The following is a 24,745-nucleotide window of genomic DNA, read 5'->3' as shown; positions in this document are numbered from 1 at the left end:
AAAATTAAAATTATTACGAATATTCAATTTGAATTGGACCAGTGTCAAGGTAGTAAGTGCCATGGATGAGGATGGCCGGGGGTAGGTGGATGTGACATACACTCTAATGGTACGTAAGGTGCATCGACACCTACTATAGCCCAATCACAAGAAGTTCTATCCGAATGCCACCAAGTTGCAAAATTACCGGGACTGTATCGTCCAATATGAACATGTGCTCCATACGAACGGCCTGAATCGTCCACCGTTCCAAGGAACCTTCCTCTTGGAATTGACAGATTTTCCACTATACTGGAATCCGGTCTAACGTGATGGTACCCGGTGTAGTACCGATCACTACCTTCGACCAGAATCATATTATCATTCCCGGGGCAGTTGTTCGGATCTGGACAATGCGGTAAACCTCGCCTTATAAATCGTACTGTGCCCGATTCCATGGCATAAACAGGTGTGCCCAGTCCGTGTGCGGTCTGTCCTGAATATGAAATACCATTAAACACCAAGTCTTTCCCGGGGGGGATATGACCAGGTCCACACCCCTGAGTGACCCAGACTCTTTTCGAGGTATTAAATGGATGTCTACAATATATTTTCAAATATTCATCCCCCTTTAGATTTTATATATATTACGTGATTATCCAAATTTAGTGTTTGTCCATGCTTGTCAATAAAACATAAAAAAGCATATTTTTTTCATGTCATGTTTATATAACAAGTCAGATCCGAGAATAGCAGGCATCTTGGTACCCGGATATCGGCCGTGTATGACTAACAAATCCCGTCGATTAAGAGCTGCCGCTTTTAATCGCACGACGACCTCTTTCGAACCAGGTTTAGGCGTTTCTATATCTTCCAGCTTCAGTTGGTTTGGTCTACCAAATTCTCTTAGCATCATTGCTTTCATATGATTATACTCATTCCTTTCACCCTCAGCTCAAAGCATAAAACGGGAAATGTAATAAGTTTCCTTGGGCCTTTCTTATATTATTCTAAAACCACATAATTAGTGAACTTATAGTTATTGCATGATTCATTTCCCCTATCCCATAACTTTATCTTCATTAAATGTTGTTGAGTTAACAATTGAACTTAAAGTTATTGCATGAAAAAATTTAAATATTTATTGACCACTGTCTTCAGATCGTCATCAGCTAAATGTGTGTACTTTGATTTTTGTGTCTATTTGTGTCAAAATTCTGTGTTTTTTTTCTCAATCATTTATCCATGTTATTTACAGCGTCTCTCATTTGTTGATCATCTGTTAAGTGCGTATAAATCATTGTAGTTTGTATTGAAGAATGCCCTATTTGATTCTTTAATTTTGGAACATCATTATTCTCAATGTGATAACGCGTTGCAAATGAATACCTCAAAGAATGAATCGTCAAAGCTGGCTTTCCGAATGCTGTTGCATATTTCTCAACAAGGTTTCGATAGAACGTTGTGTTAAACGTCTATTCTTACCTTTGCGTCCTACAGGTGCTGCAATAAACAAAAATCTTTCACTTCTTTCCGGGCTATATCTCGTTTCTCTTACCTGCTGTACGGTGAACTTAAAATGCTTGCATTAAAAGTGCACCGTATACTGTACAATTTGCGAAAATCGCAAATCAGACGAAGGAGCCATACACCACTGCACAAAGTGGTGTATGGCTCCTTCGTCAAGCATATTTCACTTGCTAACACGCTATTTCCGAATCGACTTGAAGGACTCTGTCTGCTGTGTAATACCCTTCTCCGCCGCAAAGCGCTCGATGCTGGACGCGCCGAAGAATCCATCAATGCCCTTCGTTCTCTCAATGACATAAGCCGCATCCTCCGGCTCTGCAATTGGTCCACCGTGGCAAATAGTCATTATATCCGGGTTCACAGCTCGACCGGCTTCAATAATCGCCTCGATTCGTTCTACACAGTCGTCCAGGGTCAGCGCTGTTTTTGCGCCAATCGTGCCCTTGGTCGTCAAGCCCATATGCGCAACCAAAATGTCGGCTCCCGCCTCCGCCATAGCCATCGCCTGAGCGGGATCAAAAACATACGGAGTGGTCAGCAAATCCAACTCATGGGCGATACGGATCATTTCAACCTCCAGGTCGTACCCCATACCGGTTTCCTCCAGGTTTTGTCTGAACACCCCATCAATCAAGCCTACTGTAGGGAAGTTCTGAACACCGCTGAAGCCCTGCTCCTTCAGCTCCTTCAGATATACCTCCATCATTCGAAACGGGTCGGTGCCGCATACCCCTGCCAGAACAGGCGTATGCTTGACGACGGGCAGCACCTCGGCTCCCATCTCAACGACGATTTGATTGGCATCTCCATAGGAAAGCAAGCCCGCCAGTGAGCCGCGGCCCGCCATTCTGTACCGGCCGGAATTGTATACGATCAGCATATCCGCTCCGCCCGCTTCACTGCTCTTGGCCGTAATGCCTGTGCCTGCCCCGACACCGAGGAGAATTTTACCCTTCTTTACCTCTTCCCTGAATTTGGCCATAATTTCTGATCTGGTCAGCTTATTCATTTCGTATATCCTCCTTATTGGATTCATTAGGAATTTGATGCATGCATGAGAGCGATCAGCTTTTGAGCTGCGGCCTCTGCAAAGGCCGGATCGTTGATGGCACAATTCAATTCAATCACTTCAACAATCGAGATGTCCACATGCTGACGCAGGGTATCGAACAGCATCTGGTCCTCCTCCGGGCCGTAGAAAGGCTGCCCCTCCACATCAATTGCGGAGATGCCTCTAAGCGGTAGCATTAGCACTGTGCTTTCCTTTGCCATGTTCAGCTTCTCCGCAAGCTTCCTGCCGATCTGTTCATTCTCTGCCACCGTGGTTCTCATAAGGGTTACGGTCGGATTATGCTGATAAAACTTATGATCCTTGAATTTCTTCGGCACAGTATCTGTCGACCCAAAATTGCACATATCCAAGGCGCCCACCGAGACCACCTGCGGAATGCGATTGCGGCCTGCAGCCTCCAAACGATGCGGCCCCGCATTTAAGACACCGCCGATGATCTCATCCGCCCACTCAGTCGTCGTCAAGTCCAATACCCCTTCAATGTAGCCCGCTTCGATCAACGCCTCCATCGACTGCCCTCCGATACCCGTGGCGTGGAACACAAGCACCTCGTAGCCCCGTTCCTCCAAATATTTTCTTGCCGCTGTCACACAGGGCGTCGTCACTCCGAACATCGTGGCTGCAACCCGCGGTTTCTTCTCCGGTTTATGCGTATGCTCAAACTTGAGCATTCCCGCCATCGCAAATAACGCATTTGTGAATATTTTCGTAGAAATCGAATTCAATCCTGCTACATCCACCACTGAGGGAATCATGACAATATCACTCGTGCCTACGTATGGAGCTGTATTTCCAGATGCAACGGTCGATACCATCACCTTCGGAACGCCAATTGGCAGGGCTCTCATGGCCGGTGCGACCAGTGAGGTTCCACCAGTGCCCCCAAAGGAAATGATTCCGTCAAATTTACCCTGCTTGTACAGCTGTGGTACCAGCTTCTTCAGTCCTTTGGACAAAACCTCTGTAGCCAAAGCCCGATCCTTCCTTGCCGCAAGCTCCTCCATTTCCATGCCTGTGGCGCGGGCGACCTCCCGATTGGATACATCCGGAACAAAGGCTGGCTCGAATACTCCTGTATGAATCATCAAGGTCCCCATCCCAAGCTGCTCTGCAATCCTCTTGATGTAAAGATACTCATCGCCTTTCGTATCAAACGTTCCAGCTATTGCGATGGTCTTCATTCTGCTGCCTCCTCGTATGATCTTTTAGAACAATGCTCGATCGCAGGTAGCATGCTGATTTTTTCCCTAACAGAAAAACCAGTACGATCGCTATAACTTCATCATACTGGTCCTGTTTATTCGTGAAAACGCTTTTATGTTCTATGTTTTTGTGTTTAGGTTAGATCTGTACTGCCTGGGAGAGCAGCCCTTAAGCTTTTTAAACATTTTGCTGAATTGGGCATAATTCGGATACCCTACCATCCCAGCCACCTCGGATAATTGAAACTGCGGCGCATGGAGTAGCGTGACGGCTTTATTTATGCGGAAGCTCACAAGATAGATCTGAAAGCTGCAGCCAACCTCCTTTTTAAACAAGCTGCTCAAATAGCTGCGCGAAACATGAGCAACCTTGGCCAGATCCGAAAAAACAATTTCACTGCTGTAGTTTTGTGCCACATACTCCTTGACAAAATCAACGTAATCATAGTGTGTGGTGATGCCGTTCAGCATTTTGGCCATAAAATCGTCCTCTTCCAGCTTGCCCAGGCGCTTAAAATCGCGAGTAATTGCCGTAATTGACTTCTCCGAAGGAATTCGTTCAAAAGCAGACCCGCCAATATAGCCCATAATGTCTGTGTTGTTGCTGTACATGTACTGGACATCGACCGGCGTCTTTACCGGACCGCCGTATATCATCTTGATCAAATCCGGCTTAAGCTGCTTGCAGGCATCGAAAATGCGCAGCGCCTTTGATTTGGCGGCCTCTAAGGATACAACCTTCCGCGCGCCCAATAATCCACCCTCGGTCAGGCCGAGATGAGCACAGATTACATCTGCCCCCGCCTCGATCATTTGGGCCGCTTGAAGCTCGTCAAATACGAAGGCCACCGTAAACAACTCCTGTCGATGGGCCAGGCGTATGGTCTCAACCTCTCTGTCATAACTGATTCCGTCTTCCTCCAGAGCCTCTCTGAACAATCCGTCCATCAGGCCGACAGTCGGATAATTATTGACTCCCGAAAAGCCTCTGTCCTTAATTTCCTCAATATAATCTGCCATTTCTCTGGTTGGATCATTCGCATTCAGTCCAAAGAGCACGGGAGCATGCCTCACCAACGGCACAATTTCTCTTGACGCAAAATCCATCACCATATCATTACTGTTGCAAAACGGCAAAAAGCCCGCCAGAGAGCTTCTCCCCATCTGGCGAAACTTGCCGGAGTTCAGCATTAATATAAAGTCCGCTCCGCTATGAGCTGCATACTTGGCTGTAATCCCCGTGCCTGTCGAGACGCCAATGATGTGATTACCCTCGTGCAGCTGTGATTGAAGACGCTCCAGTATGGCTGTTCTGTTCAAGCTCCATCAGCCCCTCATCTCTACCGATTTCTCTTCAATACCCATGCGAATGCACTTAATCCATTTGATTTTTGTAATTCCTGATTATGGATATAGACAATATGCTCTACTATGTCTTTTTCCTCCTTCTTGTCGCCCATTGTACACCCCCAAGTAAAGTATTGTGAAAAAAATTCGGTAGATTAATTTTCCACTCCCCACGCCTCAGCTCCGAGCGACTTCTGTCAAACAAAAAAAGACGCTTCCGGTTTCCCAGAAACGTCTTTAATAATCTTCAACCCATAAAGATATATATATAAATAAGACGTAAGCTACAAGATAGAATGCAATCACACTAAAGAGGATAATCCATATAAGACGAGTTTTAAATGGGGACAGGATTTTTTTCAATGGTCTTAGGATTTTCTGACGGGTAGGCAGCAACTCATATTCCAATTTCTTCAACACATGTTCCACTTTTTCCTCATCTTTATTTAAAAGTTCACTCCAAATTTGTTCATATTGCTCTCGAATCGCTTCTTTAGTAGAACTATCTTTTAGCAAAACCATTTGCAACCTCCATAGAAAACAAAGTAGCAAGACCCGAAGAGCAAAGCTTCAGATCTCCTTGCATCCTAAATCTTAATTCTCGTAAACGTGTCCTCTTACCTTCACGGAATTACCAATTTCCTCATTTGTAGCTTTTAAGACTACGCCGGAAAGTGAGCGGCCTGTGTATACATATTCGTTGTATACTTTAACTTGTTCCTCTTTGTTGTTAAATCTGGTATCTATAACCCATTTTTGAAGCTTCCAAACCATCTCTAGATTTTCCTGCTTCCACATAGTTTTTTATACTTAGCTAATTCCTGATTCGAAACGCCTTCTGCGCCCGTAATAGCTTACAGAGTTCGCTAACTGGATACTCTTACTCTTTAGCGGCCTTCTCAATCGTTACATACTTGCGCGCCTCATCTCTTGCATCCAGATTTCCAACGCATCGATTCTTTCAACCAATGTCGATCTGCAATCCCGAACTTCTCCATGAGTTTACGATATGTCCAACCTTCTTCGATATGAAGCCGTATGGCCTCTACTTGGATTTCAAACGTATACTCTTTAAACTTCTGTCCTTTTTTCGCTAGCATAAAAATGCAACCCCTAGAAATTCATCGGATAAACCAGGGGTTTATTCCAATGTCCATTCTAAGGGGTGCACTTCATTTATAAGATTAAATCAACGGGGCTTAAAAATTGAATTTTTTTACACATTTATCAACCGACTTGATTTCTCCAAGTATTCAATGTGCTCCCAGCAGTCCTTGATCAGACTGATCTGATATTTTCATGCTAGGTTTACGAACGAGAGTTCATGATTGTTTAATTTATTCTTCTCTATATCTTGCTAATCTCATCCTCCGAAAGTCCCACTATCATCTCAATCCCTTGCAATATTTGATCTGCAATCCGAGACTCATAGTCAAATTCCCCTAACGTGAATCGACTCAACTCCGAAGAAATTGCAAGAATGGTCGGGCTAGCAAATATAGTTTTAATGGGAAGTTCAACGCCCGTACTATGTTTGATCCGATTCAGCATCTTCGTTACGAGCAACGAATGACCTCCGTAGCTAAAGAAGCTTGCATGGATACTGATTTCCTCCTCTTTCATCCCCAGCAAATCAGCCCAGATGGCAACCAACAGCTCCTCTGCCTGATTATTGGCCCTCGTGTTTCTCTCGGATGACTGAAGGGCTTTGGCAGGAACCGGAAGCGCTTTACGGTTGATCTTGCCAACCTTAGTGAGATGAAGCTCCGTCATGAGCATAATTCTGGATGGTATCATATAAGCCGGTAAATGGGACTCCAGATGGGAAACCAGCAAATCTTGCACCTTCTTAGGCCCCAAATACTTCAATCCGACGCTGCCGCTCTGAAGATTCACTGGAGCCGTCCTGGTATTAATACGTTTTGCAGACAGCTTGCTTAATCCGCCTGTTAATTCTGCCCGTTGATGAACCAACTGGCATTCAAAGCCTTCCGCATAAAGACGCTCCTGAAGCTTTCTCATTTCAACATCGTCAGAGTCAACCATAATAACAAGTTGATAAATCTTCTCCCAGTCCTGAGGTTCAATGCCTTCAAGAATGTCCATTCTGTTTTGACCGTCGGCAATTCTCAGCAGCGCTACCGACTTCAGTTCCAGACGACGAATTTGTTCAGAAATTGTGGTAATTGGAGCTTGTTCGCCTTCCTTATCACCGTATATGGTATTGGAGAACTGGGCCTGTATTGGGATCAATGCATCACCGTCCGCAATACGACTATTACAGCTTAGTCGTTCGTAAATAGAGTCATTGGCTTCAAAGGAATAAATCCTGAGGTTCTCAACTTTGGTCGCCAGGCTAAGACCAAACATCCCAATATTAGCCCCTATGTCCAGTACACAATCTCCTTCCTTCAAGTCAACACCTGGGAGCATATGCAAGAAATTATCTCGAAAGAGTGCTTCAGTGTCTTGCTGATTCACACCGCATATCTCTATTCCGTTCGGTAATTCATATAAATCATTGTGCTCTAAAACACCTTCCTTCAGCATGGAGAGAATCTGATAACAAGCAGATGCAGAGCGCTTCTCCACCGCAGGATACGCTACCAGCGCTCCTTCTCCTTTTATCATTTCATGCTTAACCACAATCGCATCAGAAATAGCAGGATGGGTATGAAGACGATGCTCAATTTCCCCAAGCTCAATTCTGAAGCCTCGGATTTTCACCTGGAAATCAAGTCTTCCCAAATATTCGATAAGACCATCTGGCGACCACCGGGCCAAATCCCCTGTTCTATACATTCTCGTACCCGGTTCAAACGGATGGTCTATAAATTTCTCCTGAGTAAGACGCTCATTATTCAAATAACCTTGAGTCAGACCCGTTCCAGATATATACAATTCGCCAGACACTCCAATCGGAACAGGCTTTAAATGACTGTCCAAGACATAGACATTGGATATAGGTCTGCCAATCGGCGTAACTGTCCATGAATGATCACGATCCGAGCAAGAGTACACTGTTGAATAGATCGTGGCTTCAGTCGGGCCATAAATCTCAAAGTAATTCTAGCTCTTTTCTTCCGCTTATCAATCTTCTTTATTTTACCTTCCTTCCCTTTCAGCGGACCATCACGCACGGTTACTCTTGCATTTTCTACATACAGGTTCGAAAAATCTATCACATCGTCATTACCTAAAAGCTGTAGTATTTGGTCCATTTCTTCGCTATCAACTTTAGAAAACAAATAGCCGGGAGCGTCCTCTTCATCATTCCCCAATGTCAATCTCGTGCGACTTCATATCGCGTATGTTGTGGGTCTTATATTTATTTAAAAGCCGGTGATAGCCTGGTATTTTCTTAAGTTCGTAGTAAGTTTTTATGTTCATATGTGTCTTCACAAAAACATAACCGGGAAACATGGTTTTACAAACCTCATAGTCCTCCCCTTGCCTGCGTTCAATGATTCTCCTTTTAGGTACGATAGCCTGAATGATCGTTCCGTCAAAAAACTTATTAATCATCTTTCAAACTAAGTCTTCTCCTTCCGTTTTGACAAAAAGCACATACCAGTCCATACTCTTCATTGTATTCCCCGCCTTTTCGCTTCTAGTGCCCCATCCGACATCGCAGTTCCTCAAAATGGGTAATTATTAGTATTAACTACAATTCGGGGTGAGAAAAATGACCGTTTATGTGCAACCAATGAGGAAGGCTAAGAAGTTCACGTAAAGGAGCTAAGCCTATTCAAGTTTCACAGGCTCATCTTATTCTCGCTTCAGTACAAAGAATAAAAGAGTCTGAGATTAGCCAGCTTTTCATCGTTTACGAAAAACAGTCTTTATATTTGATGAATCTATGTAGATTATTGTTTGACAGTAATTTCATTAAATCAAAATATAGGAATAGATGATGATGAAGTTCACACCCTTGTGGAATGTAGTTACGCCTTTCGCATTAACATTTTTTCTGGAATATAAACCCTAAATTAACCACTTGGCTATATAATATAACTTCGAATGGGAAAATTCAATCCTTGTAAACTTTTTTTTGAGAGGTTATGTAAATAGCGTTGCATAACCCAATGAATTATTGGTTTTCTAATAATTCACTCAACTTTCGTAGCTCAAATCTTCAAACAAACTCTTGATATTGCTGGGTAAACCAGATTTGGAGAGATTGGAAGCCATTTCACAAAAACGAGGGGCCAGTTTAGCAGAAGACAGTATGACAAAAAGCCCTTCACCAATACAATGTCGATTTGAAAAAACCTAAGAAAATGAAAACTATTGTGAAGTTATGCGGTTAGGTCGCTCGAATGCTTGTGGGTCTGACTAAGAGCCAGGAAACTTACAACTCAGCTAAGGTAAATCCACAAGTTGCTTAAGTAAGGAAGCTCTCACCAGCTGATACATTCGCAGGATGGATAAAGAAGCACGGAGTATTGGGAGACATTAAACAAAAGGGCTCAGACCCGTTCCGTTAGAAAAACGCTCCATCTTGGTTGTGTTCGGCTTCCAACGATACAGCGTGTTCGCGGAGATGCCCATTCTCTCGCTACTTGAGAGACAGGTTTACCTTCTTCTTGAATCAGTTGAACGGTTTGAACTTTAGTATCTGGGGGTTTTTTAACATGTGGCCATCCCACCGAGCCTATCTTGCTTTAGCCATTCCTTTAATTATCTCAACGATTACGACCCCGCTACTCGGTGCGGTAGATACTGCGGTAATCGGACATTTGAGCCATTCTGCCTATTTGGGCGGTGTGGCAGTGGGTACCCTTATTTTCAATACTCTATATTGGCTGTTTGGCTTTCTGCGAGTCAGCACATCGGCTTTTACAGCCCAAACTGCCGGGGCTAAAAATAACGACCAGAGTATAGCCGCCCTCATGCGTCCGATGGGGATTGCTTTGGTGATCGGTGCGTTGTTCATTCTGCTACAAAAGCCGATCCTTCTAGCCTCCCTCCAGCTTATCCATCCTGCTGAGGATGTGGCGACGCAGGCATCAATTTATTTTAATATTCGTATTTGGGGAGCTCCCCTCACGCTGGTGAACTATGTACTACTCGGCTGGCTAATGGGATTGTCTCGCGTAAAGGCTACACTGCTTTTGCAAATTTCCATGAATGTCATCAATATGGTGCTGGCTATTTTGTTCACACAAATCATGCAATGGGATGTAGCAGGTGTGGCTGGTGCTACTCTAGTTGCTGAGGTCTTCGCATGTGTGCTGGGTTTTGTATTGGTGCTTCGTTCGTCGGTCTGGAAGGAATGGAAGCGCAGCGGACAGCGGGATTGGCGGGGGTGGTTTGGAGCTTCGGAGCTGAAAAACGTCATGGCAACGAACCTTGACCTTATGATTCGCACAGCCTGCCTGCTGACGATGTTTAATCTATTCACATCGCGCAGTGCGGGCTTTGGAACCGATCAGCTTGCGGCGAATGCTATTTTGCTGCAGATCCACTACCTTATGGCTTACTTTTTTGATGGTTTTGCCAACGCCAGCAGCATTATGACGGGTCAGGCCCGGGGTGCAAGGGATCAAAAAATGCTGCAAAGAGTTATTCATTTATCCTGGTGCTGGACGATGTTAACTAGCGTGCTAACGGGTGGGCTGTATTTCGTATTGAAAGAGCCGCTAATCCGTCTGTTTACCGATAATGCTACGGTGATCAGCCTTACGGGTCCATATAACGGTTGGCTAGTCGCCTTTCCACTGGCCGCCGGACTGGGACTGGTCTTCTACGGTGTATTTACAGGCATGACGGTGACGTATCCGATCCGTAATTCAATGCTCATTTCATTGGTCATCTTTTTGATCGCGCTGTTCTGGTGCGTTCCCCATTATGGGAATCATGGGCTTTGGCTTTCGTTCATCGTGTTTGCTTTAGGGCGGTCGCTGTTTCTTGTGATCTATTTGCCTCGGTTGCAGAGAATATAGCAATTTATAGTGCTAGAGGATGTGTACATGCGTGGATCTATGACCGCTACGAGGACGGATCACATTAAACACCTGTTTTACATCATACTCAAAAGCAAAGGATGTCCCATCAACCATCTATATGACGGCGTTGGGACATCCTTTTATTTTATGGAGAAACCTTTGAAGCTAAAGTATACAAATGCCTCTATTCGCCTTGAGGAATGGTCAGGCCTAAACCTTCGGCTACACGGCGTCCGTACTCAGGATCAGCCTTGTAGAAATGTCCAATCTGACGCAGCTTGATTTCATCACTTTCCACCGGCGTCATCGCACCCACGATGTTTTGTACCAGACGCGCACGCTCTTCTTCGCTGAGCAGACGGTACAGGTCACCCGGCTGAGTGTAGTGGTCATGATGGTCATAAGCTACACTTTGGGCTTCGCCCGATACTTCAAAAGGAGCGATGTTGTGCGCTGGTGACTCTTTGGGTCCACCAAGGCTGTTGGGCTCATAATAGACCGATCTGCCGCCATTGTCGTCACTACGCAATGCACCATCACGTTGATAGTTGTGTACTTCCGCAAGCGGTCGATTGATCGGTAATGAATTGTGATTTGCGCCTACACGGTAGCGATGTGCGTCTCCATAGGCAAACAGGCGTCCTTGCAGCATTTTATCCGGAGAAGCTTCAATACCGGGAACGAATGAACCCGGAGAGAACGTTGCCTGCTCTACTTCTGCAAAATAGTTCTCAGGATTACGATTCAATACCATGCGTCCCAGCTCGATCAGCGGGTAATCCTTTTGCGACCATACTTTCGTCACATCAAATGGATCAAAGCGGTATGTGTCCGCATCCTCCACAGGCATAATTTGCACATGAAGCTTCCATGCAGGGAAATCACCTTTGTCAATGGCATTAAACAGATCTTCGGTATGATAATCCGGGTTTTCACCGGCAATTTTGGCAGCCAGATCTACATCGAGATTTTGAACGCCTTGCTCTGTTTTAAAGTGATATTTCACCCATACCGCCTGCCCTTCGGCATTGACCCACTTGAATGTGTGGCTACCAAACCCATGCATATGTCTGAGTGTGGCGGGAATGCCGCGATCGGACATCAGAATACTTACTTGATGCAGCGATTCAGGAGATAAGGACCAGAAATCCCAAACGGCATTGGGGTTTTTTAGATGAGTTTGAGGGTGACGTTTTTGCGTATGAATAAAGTCCGGAAATTTGATCGCATCCCGGATGAAAAATACGGGTGTGTTGTTTCCTACGAGATCATAGTTGCCTTCCTCAGTATAAAACTTCACCGCAAAACCACGCGGGTCGCGTACCGTATCGGACGAGCCTTGCTCACCGGCAACCGTAGAAAAACGGATAAACATCGGTGTGCGTTTGCCCACCTCAGATAAAAAGCTTGCTTTTGTATAGGCAGATAAATCATTAGTGACTTCAAAATATCCGTGCGCCCCTGCACCCTTGGCATGAACCACACGCTCCGGCACACGTTCTCGGTTAAAATGCGCGAGCTTCTCCAGCAAATGCACATCCTGAATCAATGTAGGGCCACGTGATCCAGCCGTTATGGAATTTTGATTATCACCGACAGGAGCGCCCCAACTGGTAGTCAGGTTGGTTGGCTGTTTACTCATCATTGAAATCACCTCTTGAATGAATTGGTTGGATATGTGCTGTAAGCAAAAAACCTCCCGCCTCTGGTGCCGAATATCTGAAAAATCAGTGGGGAATTCAGACGGCTTCAAGATCGAGAGGTCTATTCTATTTAAACATGAATTCCATTTTAGATAATGAAGATTTCAGGAAGATTTGAAAAAGGTTTGACGAAGATTAGAGCAACAGCTGCTCCCTGTCGAGAAAATCCAGTATATCCTGAACCGACTGGGTAATCTCCCGGCCTTCAGTGGATACGATGAGTTCAGGCTCCAAAGGTGCTTCATAAGGCGCATCAATACCGGTAAAATGACGGATTTCTCCGGCTCTTGCCTTCTTGTACATGCCTTTGGGATCACGTCGCTCGCATTCCTCCAGACTGCACTGGATATAGATTTCATAACAGCCTTCCTGCTGTAAAATATCCTTTACCATTTCACGATCCTCACGATAAGGAGAGATCGTAGCGCAAATCGTCAACACCCCCGCATGCGACATCAGCTTCGCTACTTCAGCAATACGACGAATGTTTTCTTTGCGGTCAGCGGGCAGGAAACCCAAATTGCGATTTAAACCATGCCGAACATTATCCCCATCCAAAATAAATGTGCGTATGCCTCGTGCAAATAATGCCTTTTCCAATGTAGACGATACCGTTGATTTTCCCGAGCCAGACAGCCCCGTAAACCAAAGTACCGGGCTTTTATGCCCATTTAGAAGCTGGCGCGCTTGCTTGTCAACGTCTGACGCATGCCAGGTGACGTTCGAATTTGGATTCATTCAGCAATCTCCTTTTTCATCACTTATCACTGTACATACCAAAGATTCAGCATACGTTAAGTGCTTGTCCCCGAATACGACTGGCACTTGCTCCGGTGTGCACTCCACCTGCTCCTCAAATAATTGATGAATCGTTTTTTCCTGCGGGCAGTCCGTTACTGGATCGTGAAACATGCTCAAGCTACAGCGAATGAAGAACATAGGGGCAAAATTTAGACAGAGAATATCTTTAGAATAGCGTACAGCTATTAGATCTTATCTACAATTACGATACTACAGGATGGGTATTCGACTGGAGGGAAAGAAATGACATCAGATGACAGAGATTACAGAGCAAACTGCCGTTTTTTTTATTTGCTCTATTTTCGCTTTACTCCTTTATTTTCACAGCATAATCAAAATTCAGCTCATTGTCAGATGACAAATCAACTACCTCCTTTTATCTAATCAATTAAAAATTAAAGCTTGTCTTTTGACCAGAAATATCTTTAGAATAGGCGTATAGCTATCACATCTTGATCTACAATAACAATACCACAGGATGGTTACTCGATTGGAGGAAAAAAATGACATCGGAGTGGCAAAGAATACAGAGCAAACTGCCTGAATGGGTGGAACAAAGCCGTCATCAGTATATCCATGGCAAGGTGGCATCGTATATTCCCGAATTGTCCAAAGCCCCAGCGGACGCGCTGGGTGTCGTCGTGATAAACGGAACCGGCGAAACCGTGGTAGCCGGAGATACTGATATAAGCTTTACGATGCAAAGCATCTCGAAGGTATTCACGCTTATTTTGGCCTTGATGGATAATGGTGAAGATGTTGTCTTCTCCAAGGTCGGTATGGAGCCTACCGGAGACCGTTTTAATTCCATGCTGAAGCTGGAACTGGTCGAGCCGGGCATCCCGTTTAACCCGTTTATTAATGCCGGAGCCATCGCCGTGTCCTCTTTAATTCGTGGGAACAGTCCCGAAGAGAAGCTTGCCCGTGTCTTGCAATTTTTCCGTCTGGTTACCCGTAATGACACGCTGGAGTATGACCAGGATGTCTACAATTCAGAATCTGCCACAGGCCATTTGAACCGTTCTCTTGCCTATTTCCTGATGGAAAAGGGAATTCTGCGCGGACATGTTGAGGACGTGTTGGAGGTTTACTTCAGGAATTGCGCTATAAAATTGAACTGTACGGATTTGGCGCGCATGGGGCTCATATTAGCCTACAATGGACGTGATCCGGTCACGGATGTACCGCTGATTCCCCGCCGCTATGTGCAAATCGCCAAAACCTTTATGACCACATGCGGCATGTATGACGCATCCGGAGAGTTCGCCATTCAGATCGGGCTGCCTGCCAAAAGTGGCGTGTCTGGCAGCATTATGACGATGGTGCCCGGACGATATGGCATTGGACTGGTTGGCCCTTCCCTGAATCGTATGGGCAACAGTACGGCGGGTGTACACTTGCTGGAGACCATGTCGCGGGATTTGGATTGGAGTTTGTTTTAGTTCACGAATAAAAGGGTATTCCCAGCCTATGCGGCTTACGGGAATACCCTTTTCTTTTACTTTCCTGATATGTTAAACGGTTTGGCCGCCGTTAACCAGTTTGATATGAATGTGGAACGGATCAGCTACATACTTGGCACCATCGCGTTCCTGCACTCCATAACCTGCTGCAGTCAAACGGGCGATAACGGCCTCCAGTTCCTTCTGATCTGGCACCATCAGCTCAACATAGTCCAGGCCTGCAGCATGCTCGGGAGCTGGGGGCGCCCCTTCCCCTGCCCATATATTCAAGCCCATATGGTGGTGGTAACCACCTGCGGATACGAACATAGCAGACGAGCCATAGCGGCATGTAATGTCAAAACCGAGCACATCGCAATAAAACTGCTGCGCCTTGAGCAAATTAGATACATGGAAGTGAACATGTCCAATTACCGTTCCTTCGGGCAGCCCCTGCCAAGGTACATTTTCGGAAATTGCGATCAAGCCTTCTGCATCCACAGGATCTGTTCCCATAATGTAATACCCATTTGCATCTTTCTTCCACTGATCACGAGGGCGATCCGCATAGATCTCAATCCCGTTATGATCCGGATCATGGATATACAGAGCTTCACTTACATCATGGTCCCCCTGTCCGATTTCAATCTCATGAACAAGCAGAGTACGCAGAGACAGGCCCAGAGCCACGCGGTTCGGCACAAGAATAGCAAAGTGATATAATCCGGCTGCGGATTGGCGCGGAAGAATAACTGCATTTTCAATAAACTTAAGGGTTAACAGCGGATGCTTTCCGTCGACTGTCAATTCAGCGGTATCCGACGTTTGACGCAGCAGTTGGAAGCCAACAACCTCGGTATAAAATTGAATAGAGCGCTCCAAATTACTAACCTTTAATGAAACCTGCCCAATTCTGGTGTTGTCATGAATATGTGCTGTCATGAGACTTCCCGCTTTCTATATGGATTGGAGGACTGTGCTAATTATAAATTACTTTTCTGTTGAAGTACGACGGCTAAACAAAGAATCCAGAGACAAACGAGTCGGCGGCGCAAATACCAAATGCAGCGCTACCAGAATAAAAGCAATATCCAGCTCATAACCTGCTCCCTGACCATTACCCATTAGACCGCTGGACAATTTTGCTGTGAAAATCGCACCGATTAATACAATAACAAAAAGACCAGATACATAACGGGTAAGCAATCCCAGAATTAAAGCAATTCCTCCGACTAACTCAATTATTGCAACGACATAACCTAGAAATCCCGGAACACCAATACTGGAAAACCAGCCAGCCACATTGCCCAGTCCCATTTGAAATTTAGCAATTCCGTGCGCCAAAAACAAGATACCCAACGCCACCCGCATAATTGTAGAAATGTTTCTGCTTGCTGAACTCATATTTATCTCTCCATTCTGAATATTTTTTGCACCCGTACGAGCACATATTAATAATTATTTTATATTACTAATAATTTGGTTGAAAAATAAAATGATCTTGCTCTAAGCTGTAACTTATATAAGTAGGAATCAAACTCAAATTATTAGTAATAGGAATAATTATTTTGTCATGTGAATTTATCATAAGAAACTATAGTCTGTCAACAAAATATTTGATATGATAAATAATAAATTAGTATACATTATATTTCTTTAAAGGAGGAACGCTCTATGGGTATAGGATGCAACATACGCGCCGCGCGTAAACGTAAAAATTTATCCATCCAGCAAATATGCGAACGAACCGGATTATCTCAAGGCTTTATGAGCCAAGTGGAAAACAATAAAACCTCCCCTTCCATTGCTACACTGGACAGCATCGCTAATGCACTTAAGGTGCCCCTCGCTTTTCTGCTGCTCAAAGAAGAGGAACGGATGCAGGTGATTCGCAAAGACGAGCGACGTAAAACGGTCTATGGCAAAAATAAGCTTCAGGTTGACCATTTGGGGGGTCAGGGTAACGTCAAAATGATGCTGGTGAACATGCCACCAGGCTCATCCACAGAAGAAGCGCATGCACATGCGGGCGATGAGATTCATTTTGTTATGGAAGGCACGTTATATGTGGAGCAAGGCGAGGATTCGGCTACCCTCGAAGCGGGAGATTCCTTTAGCTGGAGAGCGGCCATTCCGCATTATGCCAAAAACATTGGAGAAAACAACGCACGTGTTCTGATCTCCATATTTCTCGAAGCAGAGAATGACGCTTAATAGAATCAAAAAAAAGCGCGTACCGGGAAGTCATTTTTCACTTCTGCGGTACACGCTTTTTATATTTTTCTCACTTTACAAGTCCAACTCTATCTTTTCTTGGCTGCATCAATGTCTCCAGGATTCAAACCTTTCCAAATATTAGGAATAATTACGTTTTCTGGATGATCGAATACAAGGAATGCTGTCGGTAAATACCGCTCGCCGTATTCAGAAGAAGGTTTATTCACAATGGCATGATCCTTGACGAGCACGGTCGATGATCCACCGTCCAGATTAGCACCGATAACCGCTCCGTGTTTAAGTAAAATGTTTTGCATATCATACAAATTGGCACCGATGCTGTAACCCGGCTGACGCCCGTCGATGGTCACAAAAATAATCGCGCCGTCTGCTCTTTGCCCCATTGCCGTACGGGGAGCAATTCCCCATCCTTCGCTTGCATCGCGAATAAGACCTTTACCATTCACGATCAAGCGTGGCTGGAAGGTAACCGCTTCTTGCACGTTCATTTTGGATAACTCGGACAGTGAATAATGCCCAGCTACCATTTTCCCCTGCTTATCTATACCTACGATTTGGGCAGAAGCGTTTTTCCCCATATCATTGTAGTATAGCTGGCCCTGAGAAATAACAACGCCGATCGGCTTAAAGCCATTCCCATTCCAGTTGGGATCGGCAAAGCCGCCGCCATTTACGCCTGCAACAGCTCCCAGGCGCTCTACCATACTGGATACTCTCTCTCCTTTGCCTACCTTGGCAGGAATCCCGAGTCTGATTTTAGTTGGGTCATGCACCGTCATCACATAGCCGTGATAATTACGACCGGATACCTCTTCTACTTCAACCAGCGGCGTTTGCTGCATCTTGGTCGGTGTCAGATCAGGCAGCTTGATCGTATGTCTGTCTTTCTCCTCGCCCATCTGCTCGAAACGGGCCGAATATTCGGCCACTCGCTTCTGCGCCTCCGCCTCACCAATAAAATATTTTGCCCAGTGACGATGTTGTGTTGTGATCAGCGTATCCGCAGCCAAGTAGCGCATGTCGTTGCCAGATGGCGTCAAAAACAGCCATGCGCTACCCCCGACCCCTGCGAGCAGTAGTACAATAAAAAGCCGCACCATAAAGCGACCAAATTTTCCTTTTCGTTTCTTTTTTTTGTTTTTCTTCCTGCGGGCAGTTGCACGCTGTGGCAAGACTTCCGGTTTCATTCGTCATCTCTCCTGTATGCTGACTTCTGTCTTGAATATAACCGTTCTCTATGAGCTGATAAGGTTTATTGTTCAGGACAGCCATGCTGCTGATTTTTATCCTCTGAGGGTAACATATCGGCAGCGACATCTAACCACAATATCATAAACTAATTTTGTAGAATGATAGTGTCAATTTTTTAACAGATTCATCATACCGAAAAAGAACACATTAAAACAGCCCTCCACATCAATGTGAAGGACCGTTTGGAAAATTACATTATAAAATTAATTACAGTTGTCTGTTCCAAATGACGGCTTCTCCTATCTTGAGAATAGATGTTCATTTTTTTGCCTTCTATCTATATACCCTCAAATCACGCAGAATACTAATCTTAGGTAAAAATATATATAACCAAAAAATCCAGCTCATGAGCTGTGCTAATCGGCACACCATGAGCTGGTTTGTATGTTTTTATAGAACTTGGGCTGCGAAAGCGCGCTTTATGCTTTGGGCTGAATCATATTCGCCGGTATCACATATTGGTCGAACTGCTCTTCGGTCAGCAGTCCGCTGCGGAGAGCCGCTTCTTTAAGAGACAGACCTTCCGCATGCGCGAGTTTGGCGATTTTAGCTGCATTTTCATATCCAATATACGGATTTAATGCCGTCACCAGCATCAGCGAATTATTCAAATTGTGCTCAATTTTGGTGAGATCCGGCTCAATGCCGACCGCACAGTTGTCATTAAAAGCTACAATTGAATCCGCTAGCAGATTCACGGATTGCAGGAAATTATAAATAATGACTGGCTTAAACACGTTCAGCTCAAAATTACCCTGACTCGCAGCAAAGCCGATAGCTGCATCATTACCCATGACCTGTGTTACGACCATCGTAAGTGCCTCACTTTGGGTCGGATTGACCTTGCCCGGCATGATCGAGCTGCCCGGCTCGTTAGCAGGAATCGTGATTTCACCCAAGCCGCTACGCGGACCACTTGCCAGCCAACGAACATCGTTAGCGATTTTCATCAAATCAGCAGCGAGTGCTTTAACTGCTCCGTGTACGGCAACCACTTCATCATGACTCGTCAGTGCATGGAATTTGTTTGGTGCGGACGTGAATGTTTTGCCGGTGAAGCTGGAAATCTCCGCAGAGGTTCGGTCACCGAACTCCGGATGAGCGTTAATACCCGTGCCCACGGCTGTACCGCCAATCGCCAGCTCCTTCATATATTGCACCGTGTCGATGATGATTCGCTTGCTTTTGTCCAGCATGGCATACCAGCCGCTGATTTCCTGACCCAGTGTAAGCGGCGTGGCATCCTGCAAGTGAGTACGTCCGATTTTAATAATATCCTTAAATTGCTCTGATTTCTGCTGAAAGGTTTCTTTCAGCTTATCAATAGCAGGCAGTAAGTGATCCTCCACTGCAATGACACCCGCTACATGAAGCGCTGTCGGAAACGTATCGTTCGAGCTTTGCGACATGTTCACATCGTCATTGGGATGCAGCTTTGCATCTTGTCCCTGCTCTTGCAGCCATTGGCTTCCAAGATGAGCAATCACTTCGTTCACATTCATATTGGATTGCGTGCCGCTTCCTGTCTGCCATACGACCAATGGGAAATGATCATCAACCCGTCCAGCAAGAATTTCGTCCGCCGCATAAATAATAGCGTCCTGCTTTTCCTGTGACAGCTTGCCCAACTTATAATTGCTGATCGCTGCACTCTTCTTGAGCACTGCGAACGCCTGAATAACCTCTACTGGCATTTTCTCAGAGCCAATCGGGAAATTTTCCTTGCTGCGCTGTGTTTGCGCTCCCCACAGACGGTCTGCCGGTACTTTGATCTCACCCAACGTATCTTTTTCAATGCGGTAGTTCAACTCATTTCCTCCTCTTGGCCTATGTAACTAAGGCAAAATATAGTGACTTCCTTGCCTATTATACATTAAATTTCAGTCGTTATCATATATTTTGCAAACGCTTTTTTACGATCAGACCGGAGGAGGAATGTATCGTCAGCTACAAACCGGGGTGGTCGGTTCAGCTAATGGTGATATTGCTGGCTTCCAAAATATCTGTACTTGTGCCTCTTCCACACATCCATCAGGACGAGCAGATCTTCATCTTCACGCACTGTGGAACGCCCTACTCCAAAAAGCTTCATCAGCTCAGGCTCTGTCGGAATTTTGGTACCCACATCCCATCCACCAGTAGCTATTTTTCGTTACAGCTGTTCAGCCACTTCATCAGCGATTTGCTTGCGTTTGACGGCTTGAAAAGGCACCATTTCCTGATTCATCCGATCATCTCCTGTTTTGTGTCATGCTATGGCGGCTTGCCATCCTGCAGCCTGTTTTTCATGTTCCCTTCCTCACCTCATCAGGCTTATTCCGATAAAATATAGGCTAGGATTTCGATTGTGCAGGTGTGACCCAATATAAACGGCTGGTTGCTTCAAAAATATGGCCTGGAGCAAGTGCAATCAACCCGATTTCCTCCGCAGGCAAGTCCGGGCGATTCGGTGCATTGATCATGTTCATTTGCGGCTCTGGACAGATAAAGTCCCTGCTCGCTCCATTGTTCCAGATCATCCAATGCTTATAGGCCGTGCCTACATCGTATATGAGAGTAGCACCTGTCTTACTGTGTGTCAGTTCCATATAGTTACGTCCATTTTGCGGAGCTGCTGTGTAATGATTGTCCATCGAGGCAAAGTAAGGACTCACTCCCGTTGTCTTTAGCAGTTCTTCTTCCGGTGACAATGGCTGGAACTGTCCTGTTGCTAACAGCCGCTCCGTCAGCTCGCGACGCTCACCGATGGTAACCTTAATTTTGTAGTCTTCCGGCGAACTATTCGGTACGAAAGGAACCCGAATTGCCGTGTGAAAGGCAAACAGGTTTGGAATCGGCTGATCACCCTCGTTGTGAATCACATAACGCTGATGCAGTCCAAATTCGTCCAGGCTGTACGTCAGCTTGATGGTAAAGGTGAACGGCAAATAGCGGAACATGGGATGTCCTTCCCGCACATGCTGATTCATTACCACATAGCTACCCTGTTCTCCAGATCCGTAGTCCTCAACCTCCCATCGGACAGTGTGTAAAAAACCGTGCAAATGGTTGTGTGTCGCCGTTTCATTGATGGGCAGTTCATATGTAACTCCATTCCACAGGAATTTGCCATCCTCATACCGATTCGGAGGAAACAGAAAAGGAATCCCATAGACTGACGGACTTTGTTTAAAAACCTCTATGCTGTCAGCTTCCGGCTCGTGGAGAAATGAATATCCCGTCTCATTGTCACGAAAAGAAATCAGATTAGCGCCATTTTCCGGCAAGGCTACCGCTTCATAACGCCCGAATTTAAGGTGAATCGCCGGTATTCCATAATAGAGATCACCAATTGCAGCGTACAGATGTGCCATCAATTATCCTCCTTGATGAATGACGATAGTTAATGAAAGCGTTTTATATCTTGGTTTGACTATGCTGAACTAAAAAACTCCATTCCGACACGAGAATTCCGGAAAATCCGAACACAAAAAACGATGCCCCGTAAGGCATCGTCATCAAAACGTACTACACATAACGTCCCTGCTTGGGTACGGCCATGTTCTCAAAATCCTCAGTCAGCCGTTCCAGCTGATTCGTTAGCTCATTCCCCTGCATGTAGTGACCATGTCCCGTAACAGCAATCTCCGGCTTTAAACCAGCCAGCCGTTCCACTGACCGCTGCGCAGCCTGCCAATCTGTTGTAAAATATGCAGGCGGACCGTGTATTTCTTTTTCCTGTAAAATGACCGCCAGCGCCGATTCCTGCTTTACTGTAATAAAAGCATCTCCAGCTACCAGCAACCGTCTGCGTTCATGAAAAAGCGATATGTGACCCGGCGTATGTCCAGGTGTATGCAGCCACTTCCACCCAGGCGCACCGGGCACACTGCCATCATCAGGCAGACGGGTAATGCGATCATCCAGATCAATGGCATCATTGGGATATAAAAAGGAAATGCTCGACAGCAGACCTCCACCCACACTGGGATCAGGTTGTTGGTAATCCTTCATCCCCGTCAAGTAAGGAAGCTCCAGTGGATGCGCATACACAGGGGTACCCCAATGCTGAACCAGCTCAATGATCGATCCCACATGATCAAAATGCCCGTGAGTGAGCACAATAGCAACGGGAGGGCCAGCGAACCGTTCCTCAGACAAGCGAATAATCGAGTCTGTAAACCCCACCATCCCCGTATCCACTAGCACCCAGGATCGACTTCCCGGCTCCCCGATAAAACACACATTTACAAACAGCGTCCGTAAGCTCAGAAGATCGGGAGCAGCCTCTTCATGTGCCATCATTCCTTCGGTGAACAGATGATTTGCCAAACCGTCATCCTCCCCATTCACATGGAATTTGCTGTCTTTATCAACCTATAGGCTTCCCCCATGTCGGCAGATTATGCGGACACTGCTAAATATAATCCGCTTGTCACGAAAATAGACCATGTTTACATTACTCGGGTAATTTACTCCACGCCGTATCCAGCAAATAATCAAACAAATCATCATTCTCTTCAATCCATGCATCCATACGCAGCATCTCTTCCTCTACCCGTGGCTCCCCTGCAAAATGGAGACTGTAATCCCACTCCTTGCCTCTTTTGCTATGAAACGTAATTTCGTATACAGAAGTCTGCCCATCTACCCCAAACACGACCTGACCTAAGTATGCGCCATTCTCATCTCTAGTCATTTGCGCCTGCTGAATATGTACTTCCTTTACTTCCTGAGGTGCATTTTGATCCGCCATTCATCTATCCGCCCTTTCGTTTTATCCAAAATTAACCAATACAGATTTGTGAACCTTTTTGTTACATTGTACAATATATAAGCCGTGTGTGGAATTTGCAAAAAAACTGCGCAGGCACCCCAGCCTTGTAAAGGCCTTTTCGTGAAATGGAGGAAAGCTACATGTCAGATTTTCAACAAAAATTGCAAAAATATGCCGAGTTAGCCGTTCGAGTGGGTGCTAATGTCCAACCTGGGCAAACACTCATCGTTCATGCTCCCATCCTGTCCGCTGAACTTGTTCGGCTTATTGTCAAATCTGCGTATACCGTCGGAGCCAAGCTGGTTAAGGTAAAATGGAGCGACGAGACCATCACTCGCCTACAGTATGAACTGGCTCCTGATGAGACTTTTCATATTCCTCCCAAATGGTACGCGGCCGAAATGACCGAAGAGGTCGAGAACGGCGCAGCAGTACTGCATATCATAGCAGATAATCCGGACTTGCTTCAAGGCATCCCATCCAGTCGAATTACTGCGGCCCAACGGGTACGTTCACATGAATTGCGCCAATACCGTGAACTTCAAATGGCCGATAAATTCAGTTGGGCTCTGATTGCTTATCCTTCTGAAGAGTGGGCTGCCAAAGTATTCCCGAATTTGCCAGCTTCCGAACAAATGGATAAGCTGTGGGAAGCCATTTTCAGCACCGTGCGTGTAGATCTTGATAATCCGGTAGAAGCTTGGAAAGAGCATTTGAAAACACTCTCCAGCAAATCAGATATTTTGAATGCCAAGCGCTATAAAAAGCTGCATTATCTGGCCCCAGGAACGGATCTCACTATCGAATTGGCTAAAGATCACCTGTGGGTTGCAGCCGAAAGCGTCAATCAGCAGGGACATACCTTCGTAGCCAATATGCCTACTGAGGAAGTGTTTACTGCCCCGCTCAAAACCGGAGTGAACGGCAAGGTAAGCAGCACCAAACCGCTCAGCTACAGCGGAAATATTATCGACAACTTTACGCTGACCTTTGAAAATGGACGCATTGTCGATGTGCAGGCTGAAACAGGCTTGGAGACTCTTCAGCATCTCATTGAAATGGATGAAGGCTCCCACTACTTGGGCGAAGTTGCTCTTGTGCCTCATCAGTCCCCCATTTCGGATAAGAACATTTTGTTCTATAATACGTTGTTTGATGAAAATGCCTCCAACCACCTGGCCATCGGCAATGCCTATGCATTTAACCTCAAGGGCGGCAAGGACATGACTCTGGAGCAGTTGGCTGCCAACGGCCTGAATTCCAGTCTGACACACGTCGATTTTATGATCGGCTCAGGTGAAATGGACATTAACGGCGTCACCGAGGACGGTACCGAGGAACCTATCTTCCGCAAAGGAAACTGGGCGATCTAAAAAGACAAAAAAGGCTCACGCCGCTTTCATGCGGAGGAGCCTTTTGTCCCAACCCAAGCGCCGGCGAGAATACGTAAGAAGTATCCCGTCGTAGATGCAGCGG

General features: G+C 45.7%; 21 protein-coding genes and 5 pseudogenes. 4 read left to right on the top strand and 22 right to left on the bottom strand.

Going from position 1 to position 24,745, the window contains the following annotated elements:
• Positions 1–257: 257 nt before the first annotated feature.
• The 12 genes and pseudogenes from ACWGOO_RS11475 to ACWGOO_RS11420 form a co-directional block, all read right to left on the bottom strand.
• Positions 258–437, bottom strand: a pseudogene (locus ACWGOO_RS11475) (hypothetical protein); the annotation flags it as partial.
• Positions 438–664: 227 nt separating this feature from the next.
• On the bottom strand, positions 665–904 hold the full coding sequence (locus ACWGOO_RS11470) for an alcohol dehydrogenase catalytic domain-containing protein (RefSeq protein WP_452483428.1): 240 nt from the start codon (positions 902–904) through the stop codon (positions 665–667).
• Between the two features lie 310 nt (positions 905–1,214).
• Positions 1,215–1,540: pseudogene (locus ACWGOO_RS11465) on the bottom strand (tyrosine-type recombinase/integrase); the annotation flags it as partial.
• Between the two features lie 147 nt (positions 1,541–1,687).
• On the bottom strand, positions 1,688–2,518 hold the full coding sequence (locus ACWGOO_RS11460; RefSeq protein WP_452483426.1) for a phosphoenolpyruvate hydrolase family protein: 831 nt from the start codon (positions 2,516–2,518) through the stop codon (positions 1,688–1,690).
• Positions 2,519–2,544: 26 nt separating this feature from the next.
• Positions 2,545–3,762 carry a Tm-1-like ATP-binding domain-containing protein gene (locus ACWGOO_RS11455; RefSeq protein ID WP_452483424.1) on the bottom strand — a complete coding sequence of 406 codons (1,218 nt, stop codon included), beginning with the start codon at positions 3,760–3,762 and terminating at the stop codon, positions 2,545–2,547.
• 141 nt (positions 3,763–3,903) lie between these two features.
• On the bottom strand, positions 3,904–5,103 hold the full coding sequence (locus ACWGOO_RS11450; protein WP_452483422.1) for a phosphoenolpyruvate hydrolase family protein: 1,200 nt from the start codon (positions 5,101–5,103) through the stop codon (positions 3,904–3,906).
• Positions 5,104–5,367: 264 nt separating this feature from the next.
• Complete coding sequence (locus ACWGOO_RS11445) at positions 5,368–5,652, bottom strand: hypothetical protein (protein WP_452483420.1); 285 nt, start codon at positions 5,650–5,652, stop codon at positions 5,368–5,370.
• 72 nt (positions 5,653–5,724) lie between these two features.
• A complete protein-coding gene (locus ACWGOO_RS11440; protein WP_452483418.1) occupies positions 5,725–5,928 on the bottom strand; it encodes a hypothetical protein in 204 nt (67 codons plus the stop codon).
• A 125-nt stretch (positions 5,929–6,053) separates the two neighbouring features.
• The gene (locus tag ACWGOO_RS11435; RefSeq protein WP_452483416.1) at positions 6,054–6,230 is read right to left on the bottom strand and encodes a hypothetical protein; all 177 of its coding nucleotides are present in this window, start codon (positions 6,228–6,230) and stop codon (positions 6,054–6,056) included.
• 247 nt (positions 6,231–6,477) lie between these two features.
• Positions 6,478–8,187 (bottom strand): annotated as a pseudogene (locus ACWGOO_RS11430) (phosphopantetheine-binding protein); the annotation flags it as partial.
• A 44-nt stretch (positions 8,188–8,231) separates the two neighbouring features.
• Positions 8,232–8,351 (bottom strand): annotated as a pseudogene (locus ACWGOO_RS11425) (antiterminator LoaP); the annotation flags it as partial.
• Positions 8,352–8,400: 49 nt separating this feature from the next.
• A complete protein-coding gene (locus ACWGOO_RS11420) occupies positions 8,401–8,655 on the bottom strand; it encodes a transcription termination/antitermination NusG family protein (RefSeq protein WP_452483414.1) in 255 nt (84 codons plus the stop codon).
• A gap of 1,109 nt (positions 8,656–9,764) precedes the next feature.
• On the opposite strand from ACWGOO_RS11420, the gene ACWGOO_RS11415 reads away from it, so the two are divergent.
• Positions 9,765–11,075 carry an MATE family efflux transporter gene (locus tag ACWGOO_RS11415; RefSeq protein WP_452483412.1) on the top strand — a complete coding sequence of 437 codons (1,311 nt, stop codon included), beginning with the start codon at positions 9,765–9,767 and terminating at the stop codon, positions 11,073–11,075.
• Positions 11,076–11,262: 187 nt separating this feature from the next.
• Here ACWGOO_RS11415 and katA read toward each other — a convergent pair whose 3' ends face one another.
• The gene (gene katA, locus ACWGOO_RS11410) at positions 11,263–12,720 is read right to left on the bottom strand and encodes a catalase KatA (protein ID WP_452483521.1); all 1,458 of its coding nucleotides are present in this window, start codon (positions 12,718–12,720) and stop codon (positions 11,263–11,265) included.
• A 196-nt stretch (positions 12,721–12,916) separates the two neighbouring features.
• The gene (gene cysC / locus ACWGOO_RS11405) at positions 12,917–13,519 is read right to left on the bottom strand and encodes an adenylyl-sulfate kinase (RefSeq protein ID WP_452483410.1); all 603 of its coding nucleotides are present in this window, start codon (positions 13,517–13,519) and stop codon (positions 12,917–12,919) included.
• A gap of 566 nt (positions 13,520–14,085) precedes the next feature.
• Between cysC and glsA the strand changes: the two genes are divergently transcribed.
• The gene (gene glsA, locus ACWGOO_RS11400) at positions 14,086–15,024 is read left to right on the top strand and encodes a glutaminase A (protein ID WP_452483408.1); all 939 of its coding nucleotides are present in this window, start codon (positions 14,086–14,088) and stop codon (positions 15,022–15,024) included.
• A gap of 72 nt (positions 15,025–15,096) precedes the next feature.
• On the opposite strand, the gene ACWGOO_RS11395 is transcribed toward glsA, so the two are convergent.
• Together ACWGOO_RS11395 and ACWGOO_RS11390 are read right to left on the bottom strand one after the other, a co-directional pair.
• Positions 15,097–15,966, bottom strand: a complete 870-nt coding sequence (locus tag ACWGOO_RS11395) for a VOC family protein (protein ID WP_452483406.1) — start codon at positions 15,964–15,966, stop codon at positions 15,097–15,099.
• A gap of 48 nt (positions 15,967–16,014) precedes the next feature.
• The gene (locus tag ACWGOO_RS11390) at positions 16,015–16,428 is read right to left on the bottom strand and encodes a DoxX family protein (protein ID WP_452483404.1); all 414 of its coding nucleotides are present in this window, start codon (positions 16,426–16,428) and stop codon (positions 16,015–16,017) included.
• Positions 16,429–16,698: 270 nt separating this feature from the next.
• Between ACWGOO_RS11390 and ACWGOO_RS11385 the strand changes: the two genes are divergently transcribed.
• The gene (locus tag ACWGOO_RS11385) at positions 16,699–17,238 is read left to right on the top strand and encodes a helix-turn-helix domain-containing protein (protein ID WP_452483402.1); all 540 of its coding nucleotides are present in this window, start codon (positions 16,699–16,701) and stop codon (positions 17,236–17,238) included.
• An 89-nt stretch (positions 17,239–17,327) separates the two neighbouring features.
• Here the strand turns inward: ACWGOO_RS11385 and ACWGOO_RS11380 are convergent, their stop codons facing one another.
• The 6 genes and pseudogenes from ACWGOO_RS11380 to ACWGOO_RS11355 form a co-directional block, all read right to left on the bottom strand.
• Positions 17,328–18,449, bottom strand: a complete 1,122-nt coding sequence (locus ACWGOO_RS11380; protein WP_452483401.1) for a phosphodiester glycosidase family protein — start codon at positions 18,447–18,449, stop codon at positions 17,328–17,330.
• Positions 18,450–18,932: 483 nt separating this feature from the next.
• Positions 18,933–20,321 (bottom strand): class II fumarate hydratase, encoded by a 1,389-nt coding sequence (gene fumC, locus ACWGOO_RS11375; protein WP_452483399.1) that lies wholly within the window; start codon positions 20,319–20,321, stop codon positions 18,933–18,935.
• A gap of 227 nt (positions 20,322–20,548) precedes the next feature.
• A pseudogene (locus tag ACWGOO_RS11370) lies at positions 20,549–20,740 on the bottom strand (FadR/GntR family transcriptional regulator); the annotation flags it as partial.
• A gap of 106 nt (positions 20,741–20,846) precedes the next feature.
• Complete coding sequence (locus ACWGOO_RS11365; protein WP_452483397.1) at positions 20,847–21,866, bottom strand: aldose epimerase family protein; 1,020 nt, start codon at positions 21,864–21,866, stop codon at positions 20,847–20,849.
• Between the two features lie 154 nt (positions 21,867–22,020).
• Positions 22,021–22,824 carry an MBL fold metallo-hydrolase gene (locus ACWGOO_RS11360; protein WP_452483395.1) on the bottom strand — a complete coding sequence of 268 codons (804 nt, stop codon included), beginning with the start codon at positions 22,822–22,824 and terminating at the stop codon, positions 22,021–22,023.
• A gap of 127 nt (positions 22,825–22,951) precedes the next feature.
• The gene (locus ACWGOO_RS11355; RefSeq protein ID WP_452483393.1) at positions 22,952–23,248 is read right to left on the bottom strand and encodes a hypothetical protein; all 297 of its coding nucleotides are present in this window, start codon (positions 23,246–23,248) and stop codon (positions 22,952–22,954) included.
• A gap of 161 nt (positions 23,249–23,409) precedes the next feature.
• Here ACWGOO_RS11355 and ACWGOO_RS11350 point away from each other — a divergent pair, with 161 nt between their 5' ends.
• Positions 23,410–24,642: an aminopeptidase gene (locus ACWGOO_RS11350; protein ID WP_452483391.1), complete on the top strand. Its 1,233-nt coding sequence runs from the start codon at positions 23,410–23,412 to the stop codon at positions 24,640–24,642.
• Positions 24,643–24,745 lie beyond the last annotated feature (103 nt).

It is taken from the genome of Paenibacillus sp. NPDC055715 (genome assembly GCF_053617595.1).
The sequence above is the reverse complement of the archived record's forward strand: the minus strand, read 5'-3'. Positions and strand labels throughout refer to the sequence as shown.

Coding starts and splice junctions, on each gene's coding strand:
- ACWGOO_RS11470 (WP_452483428.1), bottom strand. CDS start 904: ATGAAAGCAATGATGCTAAGAGAATTTGGTAGACCAAACCAACTGAAG.
- ACWGOO_RS11460 (WP_452483426.1), bottom strand. CDS start 2,518: ATGAATAAGCTGACCAGATCAGAAATTATGGCCAAATTCAGGGAAGAG.
- ACWGOO_RS11455 (WP_452483424.1), bottom strand. CDS start 3,762: ATGAAGACCATCGCAATAGCTGGAACGTTTGATACGAAAGGCGATGAG.
- ACWGOO_RS11445 (WP_452483420.1), bottom strand. CDS start 5,652: ATGGTTTTGCTAAAAGATAGTTCTACTAAAGAAGCGATTCGAGAGCAA.
- ACWGOO_RS11440 (WP_452483418.1), bottom strand. CDS start 5,928: ATGTGGAAGCAGGAAAATCTAGAGATGGTTTGGAAGCTTCAAAAATGG.
- ACWGOO_RS11435 (WP_452483416.1), bottom strand. CDS start 6,230: ATGCTAGCGAAAAAAGGACAGAAGTTTAAAGAGTATACGTTTGAAATC.
- ACWGOO_RS11420 (WP_452483414.1), bottom strand. CDS start 8,655: ATGATTAATAAGTTTTTTGACGGAACGATCATTCAGGCTATCGTACCT.
- ACWGOO_RS11415 (WP_452483412.1), top strand. CDS start 9,765: ATGTGGCCATCCCACCGAGCCTATCTTGCTTTAGCCATTCCTTTAATT.
- katA (WP_452483521.1), bottom strand. CDS start 12,720: ATGAGTAAACAGCCAACCAACCTGACTACCAGTTGGGGCGCTCCTGTC.
- cysC (WP_452483410.1), bottom strand. CDS start 13,519: ATGAATCCAAATTCGAACGTCACCTGGCATGCGTCAGACGTTGACAAG.
- glsA (WP_452483408.1), top strand. CDS start 14,086: ATGACATCGGAGTGGCAAAGAATACAGAGCAAACTGCCTGAATGGGTG.
- ACWGOO_RS11395 (WP_452483406.1), bottom strand. CDS start 15,966: ATGACAGCACATATTCATGACAACACCAGAATTGGGCAGGTTTCATTA.
- ACWGOO_RS11390 (WP_452483404.1), bottom strand. CDS start 16,428: ATGAGTTCAGCAAGCAGAAACATTTCTACAATTATGCGGGTGGCGTTG.
- ACWGOO_RS11385 (WP_452483402.1), top strand. CDS start 16,699: ATGGGTATAGGATGCAACATACGCGCCGCGCGTAAACGTAAAAATTTA.
- ACWGOO_RS11380 (WP_452483401.1), bottom strand. CDS start 18,449: ATGAAACCGGAAGTCTTGCCACAGCGTGCAACTGCCCGCAGGAAGAAA.
- ACWGOO_RS11365 (WP_452483397.1), bottom strand. CDS start 21,866: ATGGCACATCTGTACGCTGCAATTGGTGATCTCTATTATGGAATACCG.
- ACWGOO_RS11355 (WP_452483393.1), bottom strand. CDS start 23,248: ATGGCGGATCAAAATGCACCTCAGGAAGTAAAGGAAGTACATATTCAG.
- ACWGOO_RS11350 (WP_452483391.1), top strand. CDS start 23,410: ATGTCAGATTTTCAACAAAAATTGCAAAAATATGCCGAGTTAGCCGTT.